Genomic DNA, 18,478 nt, shown 5'->3' with positions numbered 1-18,478 from the left:
GCCTGCGGGCGGGCAGCCTCTCCGGCGCCGAGGGCCCCTACGGCTTCTCCGCCGAGCGGGACTCGACGGACCCCTGCCGCGCCGTCCGGGCCTCACCCGGGCGGGCGGACGAGGGACCGCCCCGGCGGGCGAAGGAGAGCGACACGCCCGATCCCACGGCGACCCCCGCGCAGACCAGGGCGCTGCCCACGGCCTGCGCGGCGCCGTAGGAACCGGTGCCGGCCAGGGGCGCGGTGCAGGCCGCGGCGACCGGGATCAGGCCGGAGAACAGGGTGGCCCGCTCCGCCCCGATCCGCTGCATGCCCATGTACCAGCAGACGAAGCCGACGACGGTGACCACCGCCGCCTGCCACAGCAGCGCGCCGGTCTCCACCGCGTCCGGCGGCCGCAGCCAGTCGGCGCCGTCACCCAGGACGCCCGCCACCGCCGACTGCAGCGCCGCGATGCCGCACACCGTGGTGGACAGCAGCCGCGGGCCCAGCGGCCGCAGGACGGGCACGGCCAGGACCGCGAAGCCGACCTCGCCCAGCAGCGCGCACACGGAGAACGCGATGCCCGCGCCGTCGGTACGCCCCCAGCCCTGGACCGTGAAGGCGCCCGCGGCCACCAGCGACGCCCCGTAGAGCACGACCCGTTGCGGCCGGCGCCCGTCGAGGAGGGGCACGAGGACGGCGACCACGACCGGCGCGCAGCCCACGAAGACCCCGGGGACGGCCGGTTCCGCGGTGCGTTCCGCCGCGAGGACGGCCAGGTTGAAGCCGACCATGCCGACGGCGGCCAGCAGGGCCAGGCGCAGCCACAGGCCGGGGCCCAGCGCGCGCAGCCGGGCCGTCGCGCCGGGCCCGGCGAGGGGGACGAGCAGCAGGAAGGCCAGCCCGTAGCGCAGGAACTGGCCCCCGGCGTACGGGTAGTCGCCGAGGAGGCTGTTGGCGGTGAAGGACCCGCCGACGAGGACGCAGGCGAGGGCGGCGAGCAGGGAGCCGCGTGCGGTGGTGGCGTTCATGGCACCGACGCTATGAAGCCGGCCGGTCTCGCACGGGGTCCACTTCCGGAGCGGTATGGGGGACCAATCGGTGACCGTGGCGGTCCCACGGGCGTCGTCGGTCCCGCACCGCCGGTCCCTCACCGGGTGCGGGGCGCGGGAATCGGGGTATTCGGAATGTCCGGCACCAACAGGCCGGCAGGGCACGAGACTTGACGGTTTCGAACGGACACGGGAAGGAACTGCCAGTGCGCACCCGCAAGGTGACAACCGCCGTGGCGACCGCGAGCGCCTCCGTCGCACTCCTGGCCGGTTGCGGCGGCGGCTCCGGTGACGGGAGCACGCCCTTCGAGGGGCAGAGCGCCGACCAGGTCGCGGCGAAGGCCGTCGAGGCCACCCGGGAGGCGAGGTCCATGCACGTGAAGGGCGACACCCGCCAGGAGGACGGCTCCAGGGTCACCATCGACGTCTCGGTCGACCGGGCGAAGAACTGCCAGGGCACCATCGGCGCCGGCGACACCGAGGCCGAGGTCCGACACACCGGCTCGACCCTGTACCTGCGCGGCGACCGGCAGTACTGGGAGAACGCCCTGAAGCAACAGCCCGACGAGGCGCGGGAGATGGTGCCCAAGCTCTCGGACAAGTGGGTGCGGATGCCGGGCAACGACGCCACGACCGCCGGGGTCTGCGACAAGCAGGGCTTCGTCGCGGCGATGGACCAGGACAAGTCCCAGCGCCAGGGCATGAAGCGCGGGGAGACCTCCGACGTGGACGGCAAGGAGGCACTCAAGCTCACCAAGGAGGGCGACGGCGGCGAGACACACGCGATGTACGTGGCCACGGAGGGCGAGCCCTACATCCTCAGGACCACCACGGAGGGCGGCAGGAACCCGGGCAGCGTCACCTTCAGCGACTACGGCGAGCCGGTGGACCCCGAACAGCCGCCGGCCGGCGAGACGGTGGACCTGAAGGGGCTCGGCGCGCGGAGCTCCTGACGCCGCCCATGACCTGCTACGCGCCGCTCGCCGGCTCCTCCCCCGACCGGTCCGAGGCCGGCCACACATAGGGAAGGTCGTCCGGCACGCCGGGGAACAGCCCGCCGTAGGCCTCGGGGTCCTTGCGCAGCAGCGCCGACCTGTGGCTGCGGTGGAAGGCCTCGTCACCGAGCCACGGCGGCAGCTCCCCGGCACGGGCCAGGGCGGCCTGGTCCCGTACGGGCTCGTGCGGGCGGCGGGTGGCCAGGCCGGCGACGAGCGAGGCGGCGCAGCTGTCCTGGTGGCCCTGGTCGCGCCAGACCCGGCAGACCTCGAGGCCGTACCGCACCAGTGCCTCCTCGTAGCCGGCCCACATGCGCACCGCCGGGTGCCGGCGCCAGCCGTAGCCGGGCACGGTCAGCCCGCGCAGCACCTGGAGCGCCTCGACCCGCTGCTTGCCCAGCCGGCGGCGGTCCAGCGTGAGCGCCGACTCCCGGAACCCGGGAAGGGGGAGAAACGTCTGCATGCCGTCCTCTCAGCAGCGGAACCGGTGTCCGGGCCCGGGTGTACTACGCACCCGGCCCCGGCCCGTCCCGGTCGGCGAGTCCGCCCGCGCCGAGCGGGCCGGTGGCGCGCATCGATCCGTCGGCCTCCAGCCGCGGCAGCTCGTGGCGGGAGAGCCGCAGGACCACGGGTGGCAGCGTGACGCGTCCCAGCTGGGCCAGGCGCAGCCAGCCGGGGACGTAGACGGTGGTACGGCGGCGCTCCATGGCGCGGACCAGCCGGGCGGCGACGTCGTCCGCCGGGAAGGTGCGGCGGGCCGGCGGCGGCATGTGCGCGCGCAGCTCGCGCAGGACCGGGTACCGGTCGGCGTCGCGGATCATGTCGGTGTCGATCCAGTTGAGGTAGGCGATGCCCACGGCGACGCCGTGGTGGGCCACCTCGGCGCGCAGCGAGTGGGTGAAGGCCTCGACGCCCGCCTTGGAGGCGCAGTAGGCGCTCATCATGGGGGCGGCGCCGAGCGAGGCCAGCGAGGCGATCTGGAGGTGGTAGCCGGCGGTGCGCAGCAGGTCCGGCAGGAAGGCCCGGGCCGTGTGGGCGCTGCCGGTGAGGTTGACGTCGACGACGCGGCGCCACAGTGCCGGGTCCGACGTGACGAACGGCCCGCCCTCCGCGATGCCCGCGTTGGCCACGACGACCGAGGGCGGTCCCAGACCCCGGCGTACCGCACCGGCCGCCTCCGCCAGTGCGGCGGGGTCGGTGACGTCGGCCTCGACGGCGAGCGCCGGGGTGGGCAGATCGGCCGCGAGGGCTTGCAGGCGGGACTTCTCCCGGCCGAGCAGGGCGAGCCGGGCGCCGCGCCGGGCACAGGCGCGGGCCAGGGCGGCGCCGAGTCCTCGGGCGGCGCCCGTCACCACGACGGTGCGGTTCTGCAGGGGGCTGTCTGTCACCGGTCGGGCCTTTCCTCGGGGGCTGCGCGGACGGTCACCGTCTGTCGCCGGCCCGGTCGCGGCGGGCCAGGGCCCGTTGCGCCCGGGTGAGGCCCGCGAAGCGGTGCCGGCGCAGTGCGGCGCGGGCGGCGTTGGCACCGGGCGCACCGTGCACTCCGCCGCCGGGATGGGCGGCGGCGGAGGCGAGGTAGAGCCCGGTAACGGGGGTCTCCGGCCGCCCGGTGCCGGGCACGGGCCGGAAGACCAGTTGCTGGTGCATGGCGGCGGTGCCGCCGTTGATGGCGCCGCCCGTCAGGTTGGCGTCCAGGGCCTGGAGCGTCGGCGGGGCCAGCACCCGACGGGCCCGGATCAGGGCGCGGAACCCGGGTGCGAAGCGTTCCACCTGGCGCTCGACCCGGTCGGCCATCAGCTCCCGCTCCCCTGCGTCCCAGCTCCCGGTGATGCCCTCGTCGCCCGCGTCGCCCCGGACGTCGTGGGGGACGTGGGTGTAGGCCCAGGCGGACTCGGTGCCGCGGGGCGAGCGGGTGGGGTCGGACGTCGTCATCTGGCCGAAGAGCGAGAAGGGACGGTCGGGGACGCGGCCCATGGCGATCTGGGCGGCGAACCGGGTCAGTTCGTCGAGGCCGTCGGCCAGGTGCACGGTCCCTGCGCCTGCCGCCTGCGCGCACCGCCAGGGCACGGGTCCGTCCAGCGCCCAGTCCACCTTGAAGGTGGCGAAGTCCCACTCGAAGCGCCGCAGGTCGGCGAGGACCTGTTCGGGGAGGTCCTCGGGGGCTACCAGGCCGCCGTACAGGGCGGACACGGAGACGTCCGCGAGGACGGCGCGGCGCGCGGGGACCAGCTCCCCGCCGGCCGTGCGGACGCCGACCGCGCGCCGGTCGCGGACCACGACGTGCTCGACCCGGTGCCCGCAGCTGACCGTGGCGCCGCGGGAGCGCAGCCGGTGGACCAGGGCCGCGGTGAGCGCCCCGGCGCCGCCGACCGGCACGGGGAAGCCGTAGGTCTGCCCGAGCATCGACATCAGCCAGCCGAAGCCGCCGCTGCCTGCGGCCTCGGGCGCGAGGTCGGCGTGGAGGGCGTTGCCGGCCAGGAGCAGTCTGCCGCCCTCGCCCCGGAACTCCTCCGCGCCCATGCGGCGCACCGGCAGCACCAGGGTGCGGGCCAGCCTGAGCCCGCCCGCGCCGCGCAGCCGCAGGGCCAGCCGGGCGGCGGCGCGGACCGGCGGGAAAGGGGTGAAAAGGGCGTCCAGGATGTCGGCCCGGTAGCGGTCCCACACGCCGTACAGGCGCTCCCAGGCGGCACCGTCCCCGGCCGCGAAGGTGTCGAGGGAGGCGGCGGTGACGGCGACGTCGCGGTCGAGGACGGCGCACGTGCCGTCGCCCAGCGGGTGGGCCAGTACGTGCGGGGCGTGGGCCCAGCGCAGTCCGTGGTCCTCCAGCCGCATCCCGGCGAGCACCGGGGAGGCGGCGGCGAGCGGGTAGAAGGAGCTGAACAGGTCGCTGACGAAGCCCGGGGCGACCCCGGAGTCGTGACGTACCGCGCCGCCCGGCTCGGGCTGCTCCTCCAGGACCCGTACGCTCCAGCCGGCGTCCGCCAGCAGGTTGGCCGCGACGAGTCCGTTGGGGCCGGCACCGATCACGACGGCGTCAGGCACGGCCGTCTCCCGGCCGGTACTCCACGGACCCGGCCGTGTCCGGCGGATCGGGGCGGCGCCGCTCCCCGGCCCGGGACTCGCACAGCCCGGCCAGCCGGGCCAGCATCGCACGGTGCCGTACCTGGATCAGCGCCTCGACGGCCGCGTTGTGCAGCAGGCCGCCGGGACCGCGCAGCGGGTGCTCGTCCACGATCACCAGGCACTCCTCACCCCAGGCGCGCAGCTCGACGGAGATCCGGGCGGTGCCGAGCCGGCCGGCCTTGGCCTCGATCTCCAGCAGGGACCCGTCGACCTTGTGCCGGACGACGGACTCGTTGTTCAGCCGCAGCGGTCCCAACCGCACCTCGTAGGCGATGGTCGCCCCGACCTGCGGCCAGTCTCCCGCCTCGGGGGTGGAGTCAGAGGGCCCGACCACCCACTGCACGTACAGGTCGCCGTCGGCCAGGACGTCCCACACCACCTGCGGGCTCGCCTGGACCAACCGATGCCGCACCGCCACGCGTGCCTCCCGGTTCCGGTCTCCGTCACCACACGACGCAGCACTGAGTGCCCCGTCCGCGCGCGGCCAACCGGGGCGGAAGGATCCCTGCCGCCCTGACATCTCTCAGGTACCGGGCACCGCGCGGCCCGCCTAACGTCGCCGACGGGGGTGGTCGCCGGTCCGGCTCACCGCCGACACAGTCATCGCCGACACGGGAAACGAGGGCTCATGAGCCGCCGATCATCGCTCACCACTCTGCTGGCCGCGGGGGGCGCCGCCGTCGCGCTGGCGCTGTCCGCCGTACCGGCCCAGGCCGCACCGTACTCGGGCGGGAACTACGGCGCCTACGGCATGGAGGGGCAGTATCCGACCGTGTCCAGCTGCGCGGGGACGTTCCGGCAGGTCGGCGCCACCCGGTACGCGGAGGGCATGGCGCTGAAGTACTTCTACTCCTCCCGCTGCGGTTCGTTCGCCCGGATCGAGAACTCCCGGGCCAACTGCGCCGCCGTGCTGGAGCGCTCGAACTCGGGCGCCGGGCGTGCCGACGGCTGGGTCTCGGAGACCGTCGACCCGGGCATCGACTACGCCTACTCGAAGATCGGCAACAACCTGAACGGCCGCGTCTCCCGCGCCCTGCTGACCTGCGACGGCCACGTCTGGGCGCAGACCGCCTGGTACTGACCGACACGCCACGCACACCGTGCCGGCCGCCCCGCCCCGGGGTGGCCGGCACGGTGCCGTCCGGCCCCGGTCCCACGAAAGGCCGTGCATTGGCATGGACCTGATAACGATGGCTGGCTAAGCTCGGAGCGACCCGATGAGAGCGCTCTCAGTACGCGGTTGTTCCACCCCCACCTTGCTGGAACGACGAAGGGCAACTCCCGTGAGACGCAGCAGACTCAGGCACCTCGGCCTGGCCGGCCTCCTCGTACTAGGCGGCCTCACCGCGGTGGGCACCCTGCCGGCCTCGGCGGCCGACGCCCCCTCCCCCTCCCCCGAGCAGCCGGCCTCCGCCGGCCTCCTGGACGCCATGCAGCGGGACTTCGGTCTCACCCGGACCGAGGCCGAGGACCGGCTCGCGGCCGAAAGCCGGGCCGGCGACCTCGCGCCCGAGGCACGCCGGGCCGCAGGAAAAGCCTTCGGCGGCTCGTGGTTCGACGCCGCCTCCGGACGGCTGACCGTCGCCGTCACCTCGGACGCGGCACCGTCCACGGCGGCGGCGGTCCGCGCCACCGGCGCGCGGGTGCGCACCGTCGAGCACAGCGCCGAGGCGCTCGACGCGGCCAAGGCACGTGTCGACCGCCTCGACGCGCCCGCCGGGGTGAGCAGTTGGCGTGTCGACACGGCGGCGAACACCGTGGTCGTCGACGTGGTCCGGGCCGAGCAGGCTGACAACGATGTCCAGCGCTTCGTGAAGCAGGCCCGCCAGGCCGGTCCGGTCACGGTGCGGACGGTGGCCGCGGCCCCGCAGACCTTCGCGGCGGGCACCGTCGGCGGCGACCCGTACTACACGGGCAACGTCCGCTGCTCCATCGGATTCTCCGTGCACGGCGGGTTCGTCACCGCCGGGCACTGCGGCGGGACGGGCGCGGGGGTGAGCGGCTGGGACCGGTCGCACATCGGCACGTTCCAGGGCTCGTCGTTCCCCGGCAACGACTACGCCTGGGTCAGCGTGGGCAGCGGCTGGTGGACCGTGCCGGTCGTGCTCGGCTGGGGCACCGTCTCCGACCAGCTGGTGCGCGGCTCCAACGAGGCACCGGTGGGCGCCTCGATCTGCCGCTCCGGCTCCACCACCCACTGGCACTGCGGCACCGTGCTCGCCAAGAACGAGACGGTCAACTACAGCCAGGGCGCGGTGCACCAGATGACCAAGACCAGCGTGTGTGCCGAGGGCGGCGACTCCGGCGGTTCCTTCATCAGCGGCGACCAGGCGCAGGGCGTCACCTCGGGCGGCTGGGGCAACTGCTCCAGCGGCGGCGAGACCTGGTTCCAGCCCGTCAACGAGATCCTGAACCGCTACGGGCTGACGCTGCACACGGCCTGACCCCGTGACAGATGGGGAGGGCCCCGCCGGGTGTCCGGCGGGGCCCTTCCCGGACCGCCGTCCGGGCGCGGGGCGGCGGCCGGAACGGTCAGAAGCCGCCGGGGCCCGGCTCCGGCGACTCGGGCCCCGTCGCCGCGCCGAGCCGTCGGTAGGCGGCCCGCGCGTGCGCCACGCGGGCCAGTGCCGTGCCGACGAGGGCGGCACCGAGCAGGCAGGCGAGCCACAGCGCGTCCCGCCGGCCGGTCCACGTCAGGACGCCGGCCGGCGGGATCGCGAAACCGTTGAGGGAGAGCCAGCACAGCACGGCCGTCCCGGGAGCGGCGGTGAAGCGGGCGCAGAGCCCGAGCAGCGCCGCCAGCACGGAGAGCACGAGGAGGGCGAGTCCGGGACGGCCCGAACCCACCGTGCCGTTGAGGAGTGCCACCAGGGCGAGGGCGCCGCCGAAGGCTCCCGCCCACACCAGGGGAGCGGCGACCGGCCGGGGAACGGGTCTCGCACCGCTGGCCAGGGGCACCCACTCGATCATGCTGACGGCTCCTTCCGGTCCCGGACGGCTCCGACCACTGCGTCGGACACCGGCCCTGTGGGCAGATTGTCCCACCGGGGGGAAGGGTGCCGTGCCGGGCGGGTGGGAGACCGGTGTGCCCGGCCGCGGCCGGATCGCCGTACGGCTCCCGCCCCGTGGGCCGGATCCCGCGCGTCTCCTCCCGGCAGCCCCGGGCCCGGCCTAGCGTTCGGCCTCCACGCGCTCCGAGGCGGACGAGGACGACGACGAGGCCGCCCCCGCGGCCAGCGCCACCGACTCCGACGGTCCGTCCCCGCACTTCCCCTCGCCCGGCACCGCGGCCGGTGACCCGGTCCCGGGCAGCAGCCCGGCGGCCGTCCGCAGGGCGCCGGCGAGCAGGTGCGCCCGCGCCGCCACGATGGGACCGAGGACGGCGAGCACGAGGACGTACCCGGCGATGAAGGGGGCGAGCCGCTCGTCGAGTCCGGCGCCCGCGGCCATCGCGGCGAGGATCAGCGCGAACTCCCCGCGGGCGACCAGGGTGGTGGCGATCTCCGCGGCGGGCCGCGCGCCGTAGTGGTACAACCGGGCGACGCAGAGTCCGGCGGCGATGTTCATGACGACGGTCAGGACGGCGGCCGCGGCGACCGGACCGGCGACGGAGGCGATGTCGCCGGGGTCGATGGCGAGACCGAACGCGAAGAAGAAGATGGCCGCGAAGGCGTCACGGAGCGGGTGCACCAACTCGCGTATCCGGGGCCCGGAAGGGGTGCCCGCCAGGATCAGGCCGACCATGAAGGCGCCGATGGCGTCCGCCACGCCGAGGACCTCGGAGACGCCGGCGACCAGCACGGCCGCGCCGAGGAAGCTGATGACGAGGAGTTCGTTGTCCCGGGTCTCGATCAGGCGGCCCACGAGCCGGGTGCCGTAGCGGGCCGCGGCGGCCAGCACCAGCAGGAAGCCGAAGGCCTTGCCGGCCTGCAGGGCGATCTCCGCGAAGCCCTGGGCGCCCGCGATGATCGGTTGCAGGGCGGCCAGGTACAGCGCCAGGAAGATGTCCTCCACCACGATGACGCCCAGGATCAGACGCGTCTCGGGGCGGCCGATCCGGCCCAGGTCGATGAGGATCTTGGTGACGATCGCGGAGGAGGAGATGCCGAGCACCCCGGCGAGCACCAGTGCCTCCCGCAGCCCCCAGCCGAGGACGAAACCGAAGCCGAGCCCGGCCCCGACGTTGAGGAGCAGATAGATGCCGCCCGCGGCGAGCAGCCGCCTGCCGCCGGTCCTGAGGTCGTCGAGGTGGAACTCCAGGCCCAGGTAGAACAGGAGCAGCACCAGTCCGAGCGCCGAGAGCATCTCGAAGTCGTGCGCGTCCTCGACCAGGACGAAGCCGGGGGTGTGCGGGCCGAGCAGGATGCCGGCGAGCATGAACAGGGGAATCGTCGGAAGTCCGATCCTGCCGCCGAGGCGGGCGAGGAACGCGGCGGCGAGGAAGGCGCCGCCCATGGCGAGCAGGGTGTCAGCGTGTCCCACGGGTCACCGCCTTCCGCCGTGCGGAGAGTGGGGAGGGCTTCACTTGACGGGGATGGATGCGGGTTCTCCTTCATCTGTGGTGCGTCGTCCGTGGTGCGTCGTCCGTGGTGCGTCGTCGTCGGGCGGAGTGCCGGACGCCGTCGACGGCGCCGGTGCCGTGACACCGCTCCCGGACCGAACGGGGCACCGGCCGCCCCGGCTACTCGGGGTGCGGACGCACACCCGGAACGGACCACGCGGCAACGCCCGCGAACGGGCTGAATGAGGCTCCCCTGCAACGTCCCCCGGCCCCCGAAAAGGCCCCCGGGGCGCGGCGTCGGTCCACGGTCACACGCCGGGGGGTGGCGCCGCCATCGGGGACGACACCCAGATGTTCCGGTGGCCGACACCCATCCGCGGCCGATGCGGCGGGCGCCGGCGCGCGGTGGGAGGAGGATGCGCCGCGGCCGACTCGGGGATCCCGGCCGCGGCGCGTCCCACCGCCCCGGAGGCGGGAGGACGTCGCGCCCCGGGGCATGCTCGGCGAATGCCCGCGGACCCCGTCATGACACTGGCCCGACCGGGTGATCGTCGACCAGCGGCTCCGGGCACGGGAAAGCCGTCCGCCCCGCCGCGTGGAGCGACGGGGCGGACGGCTCGCGGACGGTCCGTCAGCACGGTGTGGTTGCCATCAGCTTCTCGAAGGAAGCCATGCAGTCCGGGCAGTGACGTGCCCGTTCACCGTCGGATGCCTCGATACGTTCGCGGAGCTGCTGTCCGCACAGCGTGGCCGCGGCCTGTTTGGCCAACACGTGCCACACCAACGCTCCGCCCGCCTTCTCCGGGCCCACGCACATTTCGTACATGATCGGCCTCCCAGCCTGGACGCCGCTGACACCCTCAAGGAGACACCGGTTCGGCCGCGACCAGTAGCGTGCGGGGGCCATTCGGGTGACGGCCGCTTCGGCCGCCCGGGGCGCCGGCCCACCCGGACGGCTACAAACGATCAGCCAACCGGCCGTACCTCGGTGGTTGCGTGACGTGGCATCGACGCGGGCGGCCGGGGCTCGGTTGCCCTGGTCGGATGGTGACAGAGACCGGACCCACGGAACCGACCCGACCGACCGCCGCGGTCCCGGCGGCGGAACGCCGCGGCAGGGGGCGGGTGCTCGTCTCCTGGGTCATCACCACCGACCACAAGCGGATCGGTCATCTGTACCTCGTCACGTCGTTCGTGTTCTTCCTGATCGCCGGGGCACTGGCGATGCTGCTGCGGGCCGAGTTGGCCCGGCCCGGCATCCAGGTGCTCTCCCACGAGCAGTACAACCAGGCCTTCACGATGCACGGCACCATCATGCTGCTGCTGTTCGCCACCCCGACCTTCGCGGGGTTCACGAACGCCGTCATGCCCTTGCAGATCGGCGCGCCGGACGTGGCGTTCCCGCGCCTGAACATGCTGTCGTACTGGCTGTTCCTCTTCGGCGGCCTGATCGTGCTGGGCGGTTTCCTCACGCCGCAGGGCGCGGCGGACTTCGGCTGGACCGCCTACACGCCGCTCAGCGGCCCGTTGCGCGCCCCCTACCTCGGCGGCGACCTGTGGATCATGGGGCTGGCGCTGTCCGGGTTCGGCACCATTCTGGGCGCGGTCAACTTCATCACCACGATCATCTGCATGCGCGCCCCCGGCCTGACGGTCTTCCGCATGCCGATCTTCGTCTGGAACGTGCTGCTGACCTCGGTCCTGGTGCTGCTGGCCTTCCCGGTGCTGGCGGCCGCGCTGCTGGTGCTGGAGGCCGACCGGCACTTCGGCGCCCATGTGTTCGACGCCGAGAACGGCGGGGCGCTCCTGTGGCAGCACCTGTTCTGGTTCTTCGGCCACCCCGAGGTGTACATCCTCGCGCTGCCGTTCTTCGGGGTGGTCACCGAGATCATCCCGGTCTTCGCCCGTAAGCCGGTCTTCGGCTACACGGGGCTGGTGGGCGCCACCATCGCCATCGCGGGACTCTCGGCCACCGTGTGGGCGCATCACATGTTCGCCACCGGTGCCGTACTGCTGCCGTTCTTCTCGTTCCTGACGTATCTCATCGCCGTCCCCACCGGGGTGAAGTTCTTCAACTGGATCGGCACGATGTGGCGGGGTTCGCTGTCCTTCGAGCCGCCGATGCTGTGGGCGGCCGGATTCCTGGTGACGTTCCTCTTCGGCGGGCTGACCGGGGTGATCCTCGGCTCGCCGCCGCTGGACTGGCACGTCACCGACTCGTACTTCGTCGTCGCGCACTTCCACTACGTGCTGTTCGGCACGATCGTGTTCGCGATGTTCGGCGGATTCAGCTTCTGGTGGCCGAAGATGACCGGGCGCATGCTCGACCACCGCCTGGAGAAGGTGCACTTCTGGACGCTGTTCGCCGGTTTCCACACCACGTTCCTGGTGCAGCACTGGCTGGGCGCGGAGGGCATGCCCCGCCGGTACGCGGACTACCTGGCCGCGGACGGCTTCACGGCGCTCAACACGGTCTCCTCCGTCGGCGCCTTCCTGCTCGGTCTGTCGACGCTGCCGTTCCTGTACAACGTGTGGAAGACCGCGAAGTACGGACGTCCGGTCGAGGTCGACGACCCGTGGGGCTACGGGCGTTCCCTGGAGTGGGCCACGTCCTGCCCCCCGCCCCGGCACAACTTCCACGCGCTGCCGCGCGTACGCTCCGAGTCGCCGGCCTTCGACCTCCACCACCCCGGGCTCGTCGCGCTCGAGGAGGCGGAGAACACCGGGCCCTGACACTTGTCAGGGACCCCCGGGCCCCGATCGTCCCTAGAGTGCCGAGTGCGGGCCGGGTGCCGCCCGGCCGCAGACCGGCACAGGGGGAAATCACACATGAACCGACTGATGCGTCACTCCGTCACCGCGCTGGCGGCTGCCGCGTTCGCCGTGGGCGGGCTCGCCGGCACGGCCCAGGCCGCCCCGGCGGCGCCGAGCGGCGGTGACCCGACCCTCACCGACGTCTACATCTGGGCGACAGGCGTCAACCTGCGCCAGCACCCCACCAGGAACTCCAACGTGCTCGCGGTCCGCTCCACCTACTGGCTGGACGCGGTCTGCCAGAAGCGGGGCGAGTACGTGCACGACCCGGCGGTGGGCGGCAACAGCTGGTGGACCGCCGTGCAGGAGTTCTCGGGCAGCGACATCGCCTGGGTCAACAACCTGTACCTGAGGGGCGGCGAGAAGATCGCGGGCGTTCCGGACTGCTGACCGGCGCCGGGGCACACCGAGGGGGCGGGCCGGAGCACCGGCCCGCCCCCGTGCGTTCAGTTCAGCTTGTCGACGGCCGTGACGGTGGTGGCTTTGAAGTCGGCCACCTGCGCGTGCTCGAAGGTGCCCATCTGGCCCCACTGCACGACGGTCACGGTCCTGCCGTCCCGGCCGACCGAGAACAGGCCGATGTCGGAGGCGCCCCACTCGGCGACCGTGTGGACGCCGTAGACGTGGGCGCCCTCCTCCACGTCGAGGGGGCCGTAGTACTTCTGCGTGGCGGTGATGTCGGGATACCGCTCCATCACCTCGCGCGCACAGTCGGCCAGGTCCTCGCGCAGCAGCGCGGCGAGCTTCACGGCGTGCCGCGTGCTGCGCTCGACGACCGTGACCTGGAGGGCGCCGGTGTCGTACTCCGTCCAGTACCGGCGGTGCGAGGCGGTGGAGGGCAGCGCGTCGCCGACGCACATGGGCAGCGGGTCGGGCTGCCCGGCGGTGACGGGTCCGGCGTACCAGTCGGAGGAGGGGTGCGGCGGCAGTTCGGCGGGCTCCAGGAAGGCGGGCGAGGCGGATCGCGGTGGTGCGGCGTTCGCCGGGACGGCGGTCACGGCGAGCGCGGCGCCGGCCGCCAGCGCGGTCGCCGCGGCGCGGACCCCTCGGGCACGGACGTACATGTATCCCCCATGTCGGATCATCTGAGTGCGTGTCGGTCTCGTTCCTGCTTGTCCAGTACGACTCGGCGCGGCCCCGATGGGTTGCACGCCCGGGACGTCCGTGTCGGACGGTCGCCCTCGTCCGCCCGACGGGCGGGGCCGGGCACGCGGTGCCAGACTGCTGCGCAACGTCCCCGCCGCCGCGGGACCGCCGACGAGAGGAGCAGAGGTGTCCACGTCGGAGCCGGGCGACGCCACGCTCCAGGAATTCCTCGCCGATCCGGCCCACCTCACCCTGGACCTGCCCACCGCGGTGGCCCGCTGCTCCCACGCCCTGGGACTGCGGCACACCGTGGTCTACCTCGTCGACCTCCAGCAGCGGCACCTGGTTCCCCAGACCGGCATGGCCTCGGCCCTCCCCGTCGACGGTTCGCTGGCCGGATGGGCGTACCGCACACAGGCGCTGCGCGTGGAGGAGTCGGGGGCGGACGGTGTCACCGCCTGGTTCCCGCTGCTGGACGGCGCGGAGCGGCTCGGCGTGCTGGCCGTGAACGACACCGCGCTCACCTCGTCGACGCTCACCCGGGGCCGGGCGCTCGCCTCGCTGACCGCCATGATGATCACCTCGAAGCGGGCCTACGAGGACTCCTACGTCCGCAGCACCCGCACCGAACGGATGCAGTTGCCCGCCGAGATGCTCCGCGCCTTCCTGCCGCCTCGCACCATCGGCAACGCGCAGGTCGTGTCGACGGCCGTCCTGGAGCCCGCGTACGAGATCGGCGGCGACGCCTTCGACCACTCGCTCACCGAGACGACCCTGCACGTGGCCGTCCTGGACGCCATGGGGCACGACCTGGCCTCCGGGCTCACCAGCGCGGTCGCCCTGGCCGCCTGCCGCAACGCCCGGCGCACGGGCGCCGAGCTGCCCGAGCTGGTGACGGCCGTGGACGAGGCGCTGTCGGCCTGGCTGCCGGACCAGTTCTGCACGGCGGTCGTCTGCCAGCTCGACCTGGCCACCGGGGTGCTGCGCTGGGCCAACTGCGGTCACCCCGCGCCCATCCTCATCCGCGACCAGCGGTTGGTCATCGACGCCATGGAGCGCGAGGCCGATCCGCCGATGGGCCTCCCGGCGCAGCTCACCGCACGGCCGCGCCGGACCCACGAGATCTCGCTGGAGCCCGGGGACCGGGTGCTGATGTACACCGACGGTGTCGTGGAGGCGCGGACCCCGGAGGCGACTCTCCTCGGCCTGGAGCGGTTCGCCGACTACGTCATCCGGGCCACGGCCGGCGGCGAACTGGCGCCGGAGTCGCTGCGCCGGCTGATCCACTCGATCCTGGCCGTGCAGGAGGACCGGCTGCGGGACGACGCGACACTGCTCATGTTCGAGTGGCGGCCCCCGCCCGGCTGACGACGCGCGGACGGGCCGGTCGCCGCGTCACACGCGGTGTCCCCGTGCGCGCAGCCAGGCGTGCACGGTGTCCTTGTCCGACGGCGTGATCCGGACGGGGCCCGCCACGTAGGGGCCCTCGTCCTCGGTGAATCCGGTGTCGGTGATCCGGGCGGTCACCCAGGTGGCCAGGTCCTGGGCGGCCGGTTCGGAGAGGACCCCCCTTTCCCATCCGGTGCGGGCCTCGTCGGCCGCGCCGGCGTCGTGCCGTTCGGTCTCCGCCAGCCACGCCGCCACCAGCCGTTCCACGGTCCGGCGGTCCTCGGAGGCGGTCCGCTGTCGCATCCGCTTGTCGTTCATGCCGTCCGAGTGCCCGCTATCCCTGGTCCCCACCTCGGGGAGCACCCCAGTGTCGCGGGGGGCGCGCCGGGTACCCGCGTCTGCAGGGGAGGGCCGGTCCGTTCCGGTCCGACGACGGTGACCGCCCGGAAGGGGACGATTGATGAGGCAGCCCGCCGACGAGAACGCTCTCGAACAGCGCGCCGGCGTTTCCGAACTCCGTCCGGCAACGGGGGACCCCGGGCTGGTTCCTCCGAGCGAGCCGGGCCACGAGGATCTGCCGGTCGACCGCAACCAGGCGATCCTCCAGGCCGCCAAGCAGGTGGGTTCGACCCTGAAGAAGGCGGAGCACCCGTTCGCGCTGGCCGGCAGTGTCGCGGTGTACGCGCACGGCGGCACCCAGAACCTCCAGCACGACGTGGACTTCTGCATCCGGCCCGACGACGCGGACGCCGTCGCCGCGACGCTGCGGGCGGCGGGCCTGGTGGTGTACACGCCGCCCGAGGACTGGCTGCTGAAGGCGAGCTGCCTGGGCCAGCAGGTCGACCTGATCTTCGAGCTGGCGCACGAGCCGGTCACGACGGAGCTGCTGGACCGGGCGCAGGACCTCTCCGTGGACTCGGTGCTGATGCCGGTCCTGTCCCCCACCGACCTGTTGCGCGGCCTGCTGGCGGCCTTCTCGGAGCACCACTGCGACTTCGGTGCGGTGCTGCCGATCGCCCGCACACTGCGCGAGAAGATCGACTGGGCGGGGTTGCGCCGCGACTGCGCGGACGCCCCGATGCCGGCCGCGTTCTTCTTCATCCTGGAACGGCTGGAGATCATTCCCCCGGCCGGCCACCCGGTCGGCGCACCGACCGCCCCCGCGAAGGAGGAGCAGTCATGAGCGAGCCCACGCCCCACGGGCGGCCGGCGTCGCACACCGGTTCCCCGGCGGGCGAGAACGTCGAGTACCGCATCGCCCACCTGCACGACCGGCTCGCCGCGGAGGAACTGGGCGAGCTGGGCGTACGCGCCGAGATCCGGGCCGGCGCCGTCGCGATCACCGGCACGGTGCCGTCCGAGCGGTGCCGCGAGACGCTGCTGCGGATCGCCGGCGAGGAACTGGCCGGGCTCACCGTGCACGCGGACGTCGTGGTGGTGGAGACCGCCGGCCCCGACCACGCCGAGGAGCTGCGATGATCCGCGTCGCCGCCGTCGGGGACATCCACATGGGGCCCGACAGCCAGGGACTGCTGCGGCCCGCCTTCGAGACCCTGCCCGACTGCGCCGACCTGCTGCTGCTCGCCGGCGACCTCACCCGGCACGGCACGCCGGAGGAGGCTCGGGTGGTCGCAGAGGAGGTGCGCGACCTGCCGGTGCCGGTGGTGGCCGTCCTCGGCAACCACGACCACCACGACGAGCGGCCCGACAAGGTCGCCGCGCTTCTGCGGGACGCCGGTGTGACCGTGCTGGAGGGTGAGGGCGTGGTGGTGGAGTGCGCCGGGACCCGGGTCGGCGTCGCCGGCGCCAAGGGCTTCTGCGGGGGCTTCGTGGGCCGCAGCGCCGGGGAGTTCGGCGAGCCCCTGATGAAGGAGTTCGTCCGCACCACCCGGCGCTCGGCGGACAGTCTGCGCTCCGCCCTGGAGGAACTGGCCGGCCGGGACTGCGCGGTGCGGATCGCGCTCACCCACTTCTCCCCCGTCGCCGACACGCTCGCCGGTGAACCGCTGGAGATCTACCCGTTCCTCGGCAGCTACCTGCTCGCCGAGGCGATCGACACGGCCGGCGCGGACCTCGCCGTCCACGGCCACGCCCACCTGGGCACGGAGCACGGCATGACGGCGGGCGGGGTACGGGTGCGCAACGTCGCCCAGCCGGTGATCCGCCGCGCCTTCAACGTCTACCAGCTGAACGCGGCCTGACGCGACGACCGGATCGGGCGTCGGTCAGGCGTCGTCCCGCGTCGCCCGTCCCAGGCAGGTGACGTCCGCGGGATCCATGCCCGCCACCTCGATCTCCTGGAAACCCATCCGGTCGTAGAAGGCCCTGGCCTGTGTGTTGGCGGTGGCCATGACCAGGTGGACGGCCGGTACGCCGCGCTCGCGCAGCGCCCGCCAGAACTCCCGCATCAGCGCCCTGCCATACCCGCGCCCCTGCCATTGGGGCAGCAGGTCGATGTGGAGATGGGCCGGGTAGGCGGCCAGTTCGGGGACGATCATCCGCTCGGGGTCGTGCAGCAGCCCGGCCATGACCGCGTCCGGGCCGTCGGGCGGTCCCTGCGGCGCGGGATAGCGGTCGGCGACCCGCGGCAGCCACGTGGAGCGGAACTCCGCGGCGAAGCGCGGCGTGTCCGCCGTACCGAGGATGTAGCCGACCGCCCGCCCCTCCCCGTCGTCCAGCACGAAGGCCAGGCCGGGGTCCAGATGGACGTACGGGGCGGCGAAGACGGCGGGCAGTACGGAGGGGTCGGCGTACACGGGCCGGCTGTCGCGCCCGTTGTGCGCGGTGCGGACGCAGATGTCGTCGAGCGCGGCGGCGTCGGCGGGACGGTAGGGACGTACGGCGGCAGTCTGGATCACGACGCCATCCTCCCCCCTTGGGAGCGCTCCCACAAGTGGCGGCCGAATGGCGCCGACCGAACCGGGCATTCGATGATCTGAGTGAGCGACACCTTGCGACACCCTCGAAGAGAGCGAGAACGCGTCATGAGTCTTCTGCGTACGGCCGGCCGCCCGATGCTCGCCTCGATGTTCGTCGCGGGCGGCCTGCACTCCCTGCGCAGGCCCCAGGACGTCGCGCCGGCGGCCGAGCCGGTCGTGCGGCCGGTGACCGAGCGGGTGTCGGTGCTGCCGGACCGCACCGAACAACTCGTACGGCTCAACGGGGCCGTGCACGTGGCCGGCGGGATCATGCTGGGGCTGGGCCGCTGTCCCCGGGTGGCGGCGCTGGCCCTGGCCGCGACGCTGGTGCCCACCACGCTGGCGGGGCACCGCTTCTGGGAGGCGGAGGACCCGGGGGACCGTGCGCAGCAGCGCATCCACTTCCTCAAGAACCTGGCCATGATGGGCGGCCTGCTGATCGCGGCCGACGACACCGCGGGCAAGCCGTCCCTCCTGTGGCGGGGGCGGCATGCCGCGAAGGGGGTGCGGCACGACGCCCACCTGGTCCGGCGTTCAGTGCGGGCCACAGCCCGCCCGGCCGCGGCCGCGGGCGGCGTCCGGGCGAAGCTCGGCCACTGACAGAATCGGCAGCGCCGGCCAGGCCGCA

Annotated in this window: 20 protein-coding genes; 10 read left to right on the top strand and 10 right to left on the bottom strand. The window is 73.6% G+C overall.

Going from position 1 to position 18,478, the window contains the following annotated elements; translation table 11 throughout:
• Window positions 1-37: 37 nt before the first annotated feature.
• Complete coding sequence (locus tag DMH12_RS12240) at window positions 38-1,003, bottom strand: DMT family transporter (RefSeq protein ID WP_260474196.1); 966 nt, start codon at window positions 1,001-1,003, stop codon at window positions 38-40.
• Window positions 1,004-1,257: 254 nt separating this feature from the next.
• Between DMH12_RS12240 and DMH12_RS12235 the strand changes: the two genes are divergently transcribed.
• Complete coding sequence (locus tag DMH12_RS12235; RefSeq protein WP_260474195.1) at window positions 1,258-1,977, top strand: hypothetical protein; 720 nt, start codon at window positions 1,258-1,260, stop codon at window positions 1,975-1,977.
• Between the two features lie 16 nt (window positions 1,978-1,993).
• Here DMH12_RS12235 and DMH12_RS12230 read toward each other — a convergent pair whose 3' ends face one another.
• The 4 genes from DMH12_RS12230 to DMH12_RS12215 are packed head-to-tail and all read right to left on the bottom strand — an operon-like array spanning window position 1,994 to window position 5,560.
• On the bottom strand, window positions 1,994-2,482 hold the full coding sequence (locus tag DMH12_RS12230; RefSeq protein WP_125491599.1) for an MSMEG_6728 family protein: 489 nt from the start codon (window positions 2,480-2,482) through the stop codon (window positions 1,994-1,996).
• Between the two features lie 43 nt (window positions 2,483-2,525).
• Window positions 2,526-3,407, bottom strand: a complete 882-nt coding sequence (locus tag DMH12_RS12225) for an SDR family oxidoreductase (RefSeq protein WP_125491598.1) — start codon at window positions 3,405-3,407, stop codon at window positions 2,526-2,528.
• Between the two features lie 34 nt (window positions 3,408-3,441).
• Window positions 3,442-5,061, bottom strand: a complete 1,620-nt coding sequence (locus DMH12_RS12220) for an NAD(P)/FAD-dependent oxidoreductase (protein WP_125491597.1) — start codon at window positions 5,059-5,061, stop codon at window positions 3,442-3,444.
• Entirely contained in the window at window positions 5,054-5,560 is a 507-nt protein-coding gene (locus DMH12_RS12215; RefSeq protein ID WP_125491596.1) for an SRPBCC family protein, read from the bottom strand. The genes DMH12_RS12220 and DMH12_RS12215 overlap by 8 nt, the downstream gene beginning before the upstream one ends.
• A 210-nt stretch (window positions 5,561-5,770) precedes the next feature.
• On the opposite strand from DMH12_RS12215, the gene DMH12_RS12210 reads away from it, so the two are divergent.
• Both DMH12_RS12210 and DMH12_RS12205 read left to right on the top strand, forming a co-directional pair.
• Window positions 5,771-6,223: a hypothetical protein gene (locus DMH12_RS12210; protein WP_125491595.1), complete on the top strand. Its 453-nt coding sequence runs from the start codon at window positions 5,771-5,773 to the stop codon at window positions 6,221-6,223.
• A 202-nt stretch (window positions 6,224-6,425) separates the two neighbouring features.
• Window positions 6,426-7,586 carry an alpha-lytic protease prodomain-containing protein gene (locus DMH12_RS12205; RefSeq protein ID WP_125491594.1) on the top strand — a complete coding sequence of 387 codons (1,161 nt, stop codon included), beginning with the start codon at window positions 6,426-6,428 and terminating at the stop codon, window positions 7,584-7,586.
• An 88-nt stretch (window positions 7,587-7,674) separates the two neighbouring features.
• On the opposite strand, the gene DMH12_RS12200 is transcribed toward DMH12_RS12205, so the two are convergent.
• Entirely contained in the window at window positions 7,675-8,112 is a 438-nt protein-coding gene (locus DMH12_RS12200; RefSeq protein ID WP_125491593.1) for a hypothetical protein, read from the bottom strand.
• A 201-nt stretch (window positions 8,113-8,313) separates the two neighbouring features.
• The gene (locus DMH12_RS12195; protein WP_125491592.1) at window positions 8,314-9,624 is read right to left on the bottom strand and encodes a cation:proton antiporter; all 1,311 of its coding nucleotides are present in this window, start codon (window positions 9,622-9,624) and stop codon (window positions 8,314-8,316) included.
• Window positions 9,625-10,687: 1,063 nt separating this feature from the next.
• Between DMH12_RS12195 and ctaD the strand changes: the two genes are divergently transcribed.
• Window positions 10,688-12,376, top strand: a complete 1,689-nt coding sequence (gene ctaD / locus DMH12_RS12185; protein WP_260474194.1) for a cytochrome c oxidase subunit I — start codon at window positions 10,688-10,690, stop codon at window positions 12,374-12,376.
• A gap of 96 nt (window positions 12,377-12,472) precedes the next feature.
• On the top strand, window positions 12,473-12,847 hold the full coding sequence (locus DMH12_RS12180; protein WP_125491591.1) for a peptidase M23: 375 nt from the start codon (window positions 12,473-12,475) through the stop codon (window positions 12,845-12,847).
• Between the two features lie 56 nt (window positions 12,848-12,903).
• On the opposite strand, the gene DMH12_RS12175 is transcribed toward DMH12_RS12180, so the two are convergent.
• A complete protein-coding gene (locus DMH12_RS12175; RefSeq protein ID WP_125491590.1) occupies window positions 12,904-13,521 on the bottom strand; it encodes a hypothetical protein in 618 nt (205 codons plus the stop codon).
• A gap of 208 nt (window positions 13,522-13,729) precedes the next feature.
• Between DMH12_RS12175 and DMH12_RS12170 the strand changes: the two genes are divergently transcribed.
• Complete coding sequence (locus DMH12_RS12170; RefSeq protein ID WP_185832276.1) at window positions 13,730-14,911, top strand: PP2C family protein-serine/threonine phosphatase; 1,182 nt, start codon at window positions 13,730-13,732, stop codon at window positions 14,909-14,911.
• A 27-nt stretch (window positions 14,912-14,938) separates the two neighbouring features.
• Here the strand turns inward: DMH12_RS12170 and DMH12_RS12165 are convergent, their stop codons facing one another.
• Window positions 14,939-15,250 (bottom strand): hypothetical protein, encoded by a 312-nt coding sequence (locus DMH12_RS12165; RefSeq protein WP_125491589.1) that lies wholly within the window; start codon window positions 15,248-15,250, stop codon window positions 14,939-14,941.
• A gap of 142 nt (window positions 15,251-15,392) precedes the next feature.
• Here DMH12_RS12165 and DMH12_RS12160 point away from each other — a divergent pair, with 142 nt between their 5' ends.
• From DMH12_RS12160 to DMH12_RS12150, 3 genes are read left to right on the top strand one after another with little or no spacing between them, the layout of a single operon-like run.
• The gene (locus DMH12_RS12160; protein ID WP_125491588.1) at window positions 15,393-16,115 is read left to right on the top strand and encodes a nucleotidyltransferase family protein; all 723 of its coding nucleotides are present in this window, start codon (window positions 15,393-15,395) and stop codon (window positions 16,113-16,115) included.
• Window positions 16,112-16,411 (top strand): BON domain-containing protein, encoded by a 300-nt coding sequence (locus DMH12_RS12155; protein ID WP_125491587.1) that lies wholly within the window; start codon window positions 16,112-16,114, stop codon window positions 16,409-16,411. Before DMH12_RS12160 ends, DMH12_RS12155 begins: the two co-directional genes overlap by 4 nt.
• Window positions 16,408-17,133, top strand: a complete 726-nt coding sequence (locus DMH12_RS12150) for a metallophosphoesterase (protein ID WP_125491586.1) — start codon at window positions 16,408-16,410, stop codon at window positions 17,131-17,133. The genes DMH12_RS12155 and DMH12_RS12150 overlap by 4 nt, the downstream gene beginning before the upstream one ends.
• Window positions 17,134-17,157: 24 nt before the next feature.
• On the opposite strand, the gene DMH12_RS12145 is transcribed toward DMH12_RS12150, so the two are convergent.
• Entirely contained in the window at window positions 17,158-17,790 is a 633-nt protein-coding gene (locus DMH12_RS12145) for a GNAT family N-acetyltransferase (protein ID WP_185832275.1), read from the bottom strand.
• Between the two features lie 126 nt (window positions 17,791-17,916).
• Between DMH12_RS12145 and DMH12_RS12140 the strand changes: the two genes are divergently transcribed.
• A complete protein-coding gene (locus DMH12_RS12140; protein WP_125491584.1) occupies window positions 17,917-18,450 on the top strand; it encodes a DoxX family protein in 534 nt (177 codons plus the stop codon).
• Window positions 18,451-18,478: the final 28 nt, after the last annotated feature.

This window comes from Streptomyces sp. WAC 04229 (assembly GCF_003947455.1).
GTDB lineage: Bacteria > Actinomycetota > Actinomycetes > Streptomycetales > Streptomycetaceae > Streptomyces.
The sequence above is the reverse complement of the archived record's forward strand: the minus strand, read 5'-3'. Positions and strand labels throughout refer to the sequence as shown.

Bases quoted from the DNA above. Each gene is read 5' to 3' on its own strand.
- DMH12_RS12240 (WP_260474196.1), bottom strand. From the start codon at position 1,003: ATGAACGCCACCACCGCACGCGGCTCCCTGCTCGCCGCCCTCGCCTGC.
- DMH12_RS12230 (WP_125491599.1), bottom strand. From the start codon at position 2,482: ATGCAGACGTTTCTCCCCCTTCCCGGGTTCCGGGAGTCGGCGCTCACG.
- DMH12_RS12210 (WP_125491595.1), top strand. From the start codon at position 5,771: ATGAGCCGCCGATCATCGCTCACCACTCTGCTGGCCGCGGGGGGCGCC.
- DMH12_RS12200 (WP_125491593.1), bottom strand. From the start codon at position 8,112: ATGATCGAGTGGGTGCCCCTGGCCAGCGGTGCGAGACCCGTTCCCCGG.
- ctaD (WP_260474194.1), top strand. From the start codon at position 10,688: ATGGTGACAGAGACCGGACCCACGGAACCGACCCGACCGACCGCCGCG.
- DMH12_RS12180 (WP_125491591.1), top strand. From the start codon at position 12,473: ATGAACCGACTGATGCGTCACTCCGTCACCGCGCTGGCGGCTGCCGCG.
- DMH12_RS12175 (WP_125491590.1), bottom strand. From the start codon at position 13,521: ATGTACGTCCGTGCCCGAGGGGTCCGCGCCGCGGCGACCGCGCTGGCG.
- DMH12_RS12165 (WP_125491589.1), bottom strand. From the start codon at position 15,250: ATGAACGACAAGCGGATGCGACAGCGGACCGCCTCCGAGGACCGCCGG.
- DMH12_RS12160 (WP_125491588.1), top strand. From the start codon at position 15,393: ATGAGGCAGCCCGCCGACGAGAACGCTCTCGAACAGCGCGCCGGCGTT.
- DMH12_RS12155 (WP_125491587.1), top strand. From the start codon at position 16,112: ATGAGCGAGCCCACGCCCCACGGGCGGCCGGCGTCGCACACCGGTTCC.
- DMH12_RS12150 (WP_125491586.1), top strand. From the start codon at position 16,408: ATGATCCGCGTCGCCGCCGTCGGGGACATCCACATGGGGCCCGACAGC.
- DMH12_RS12140 (WP_125491584.1), top strand. From the start codon at position 17,917: ATGAGTCTTCTGCGTACGGCCGGCCGCCCGATGCTCGCCTCGATGTTC.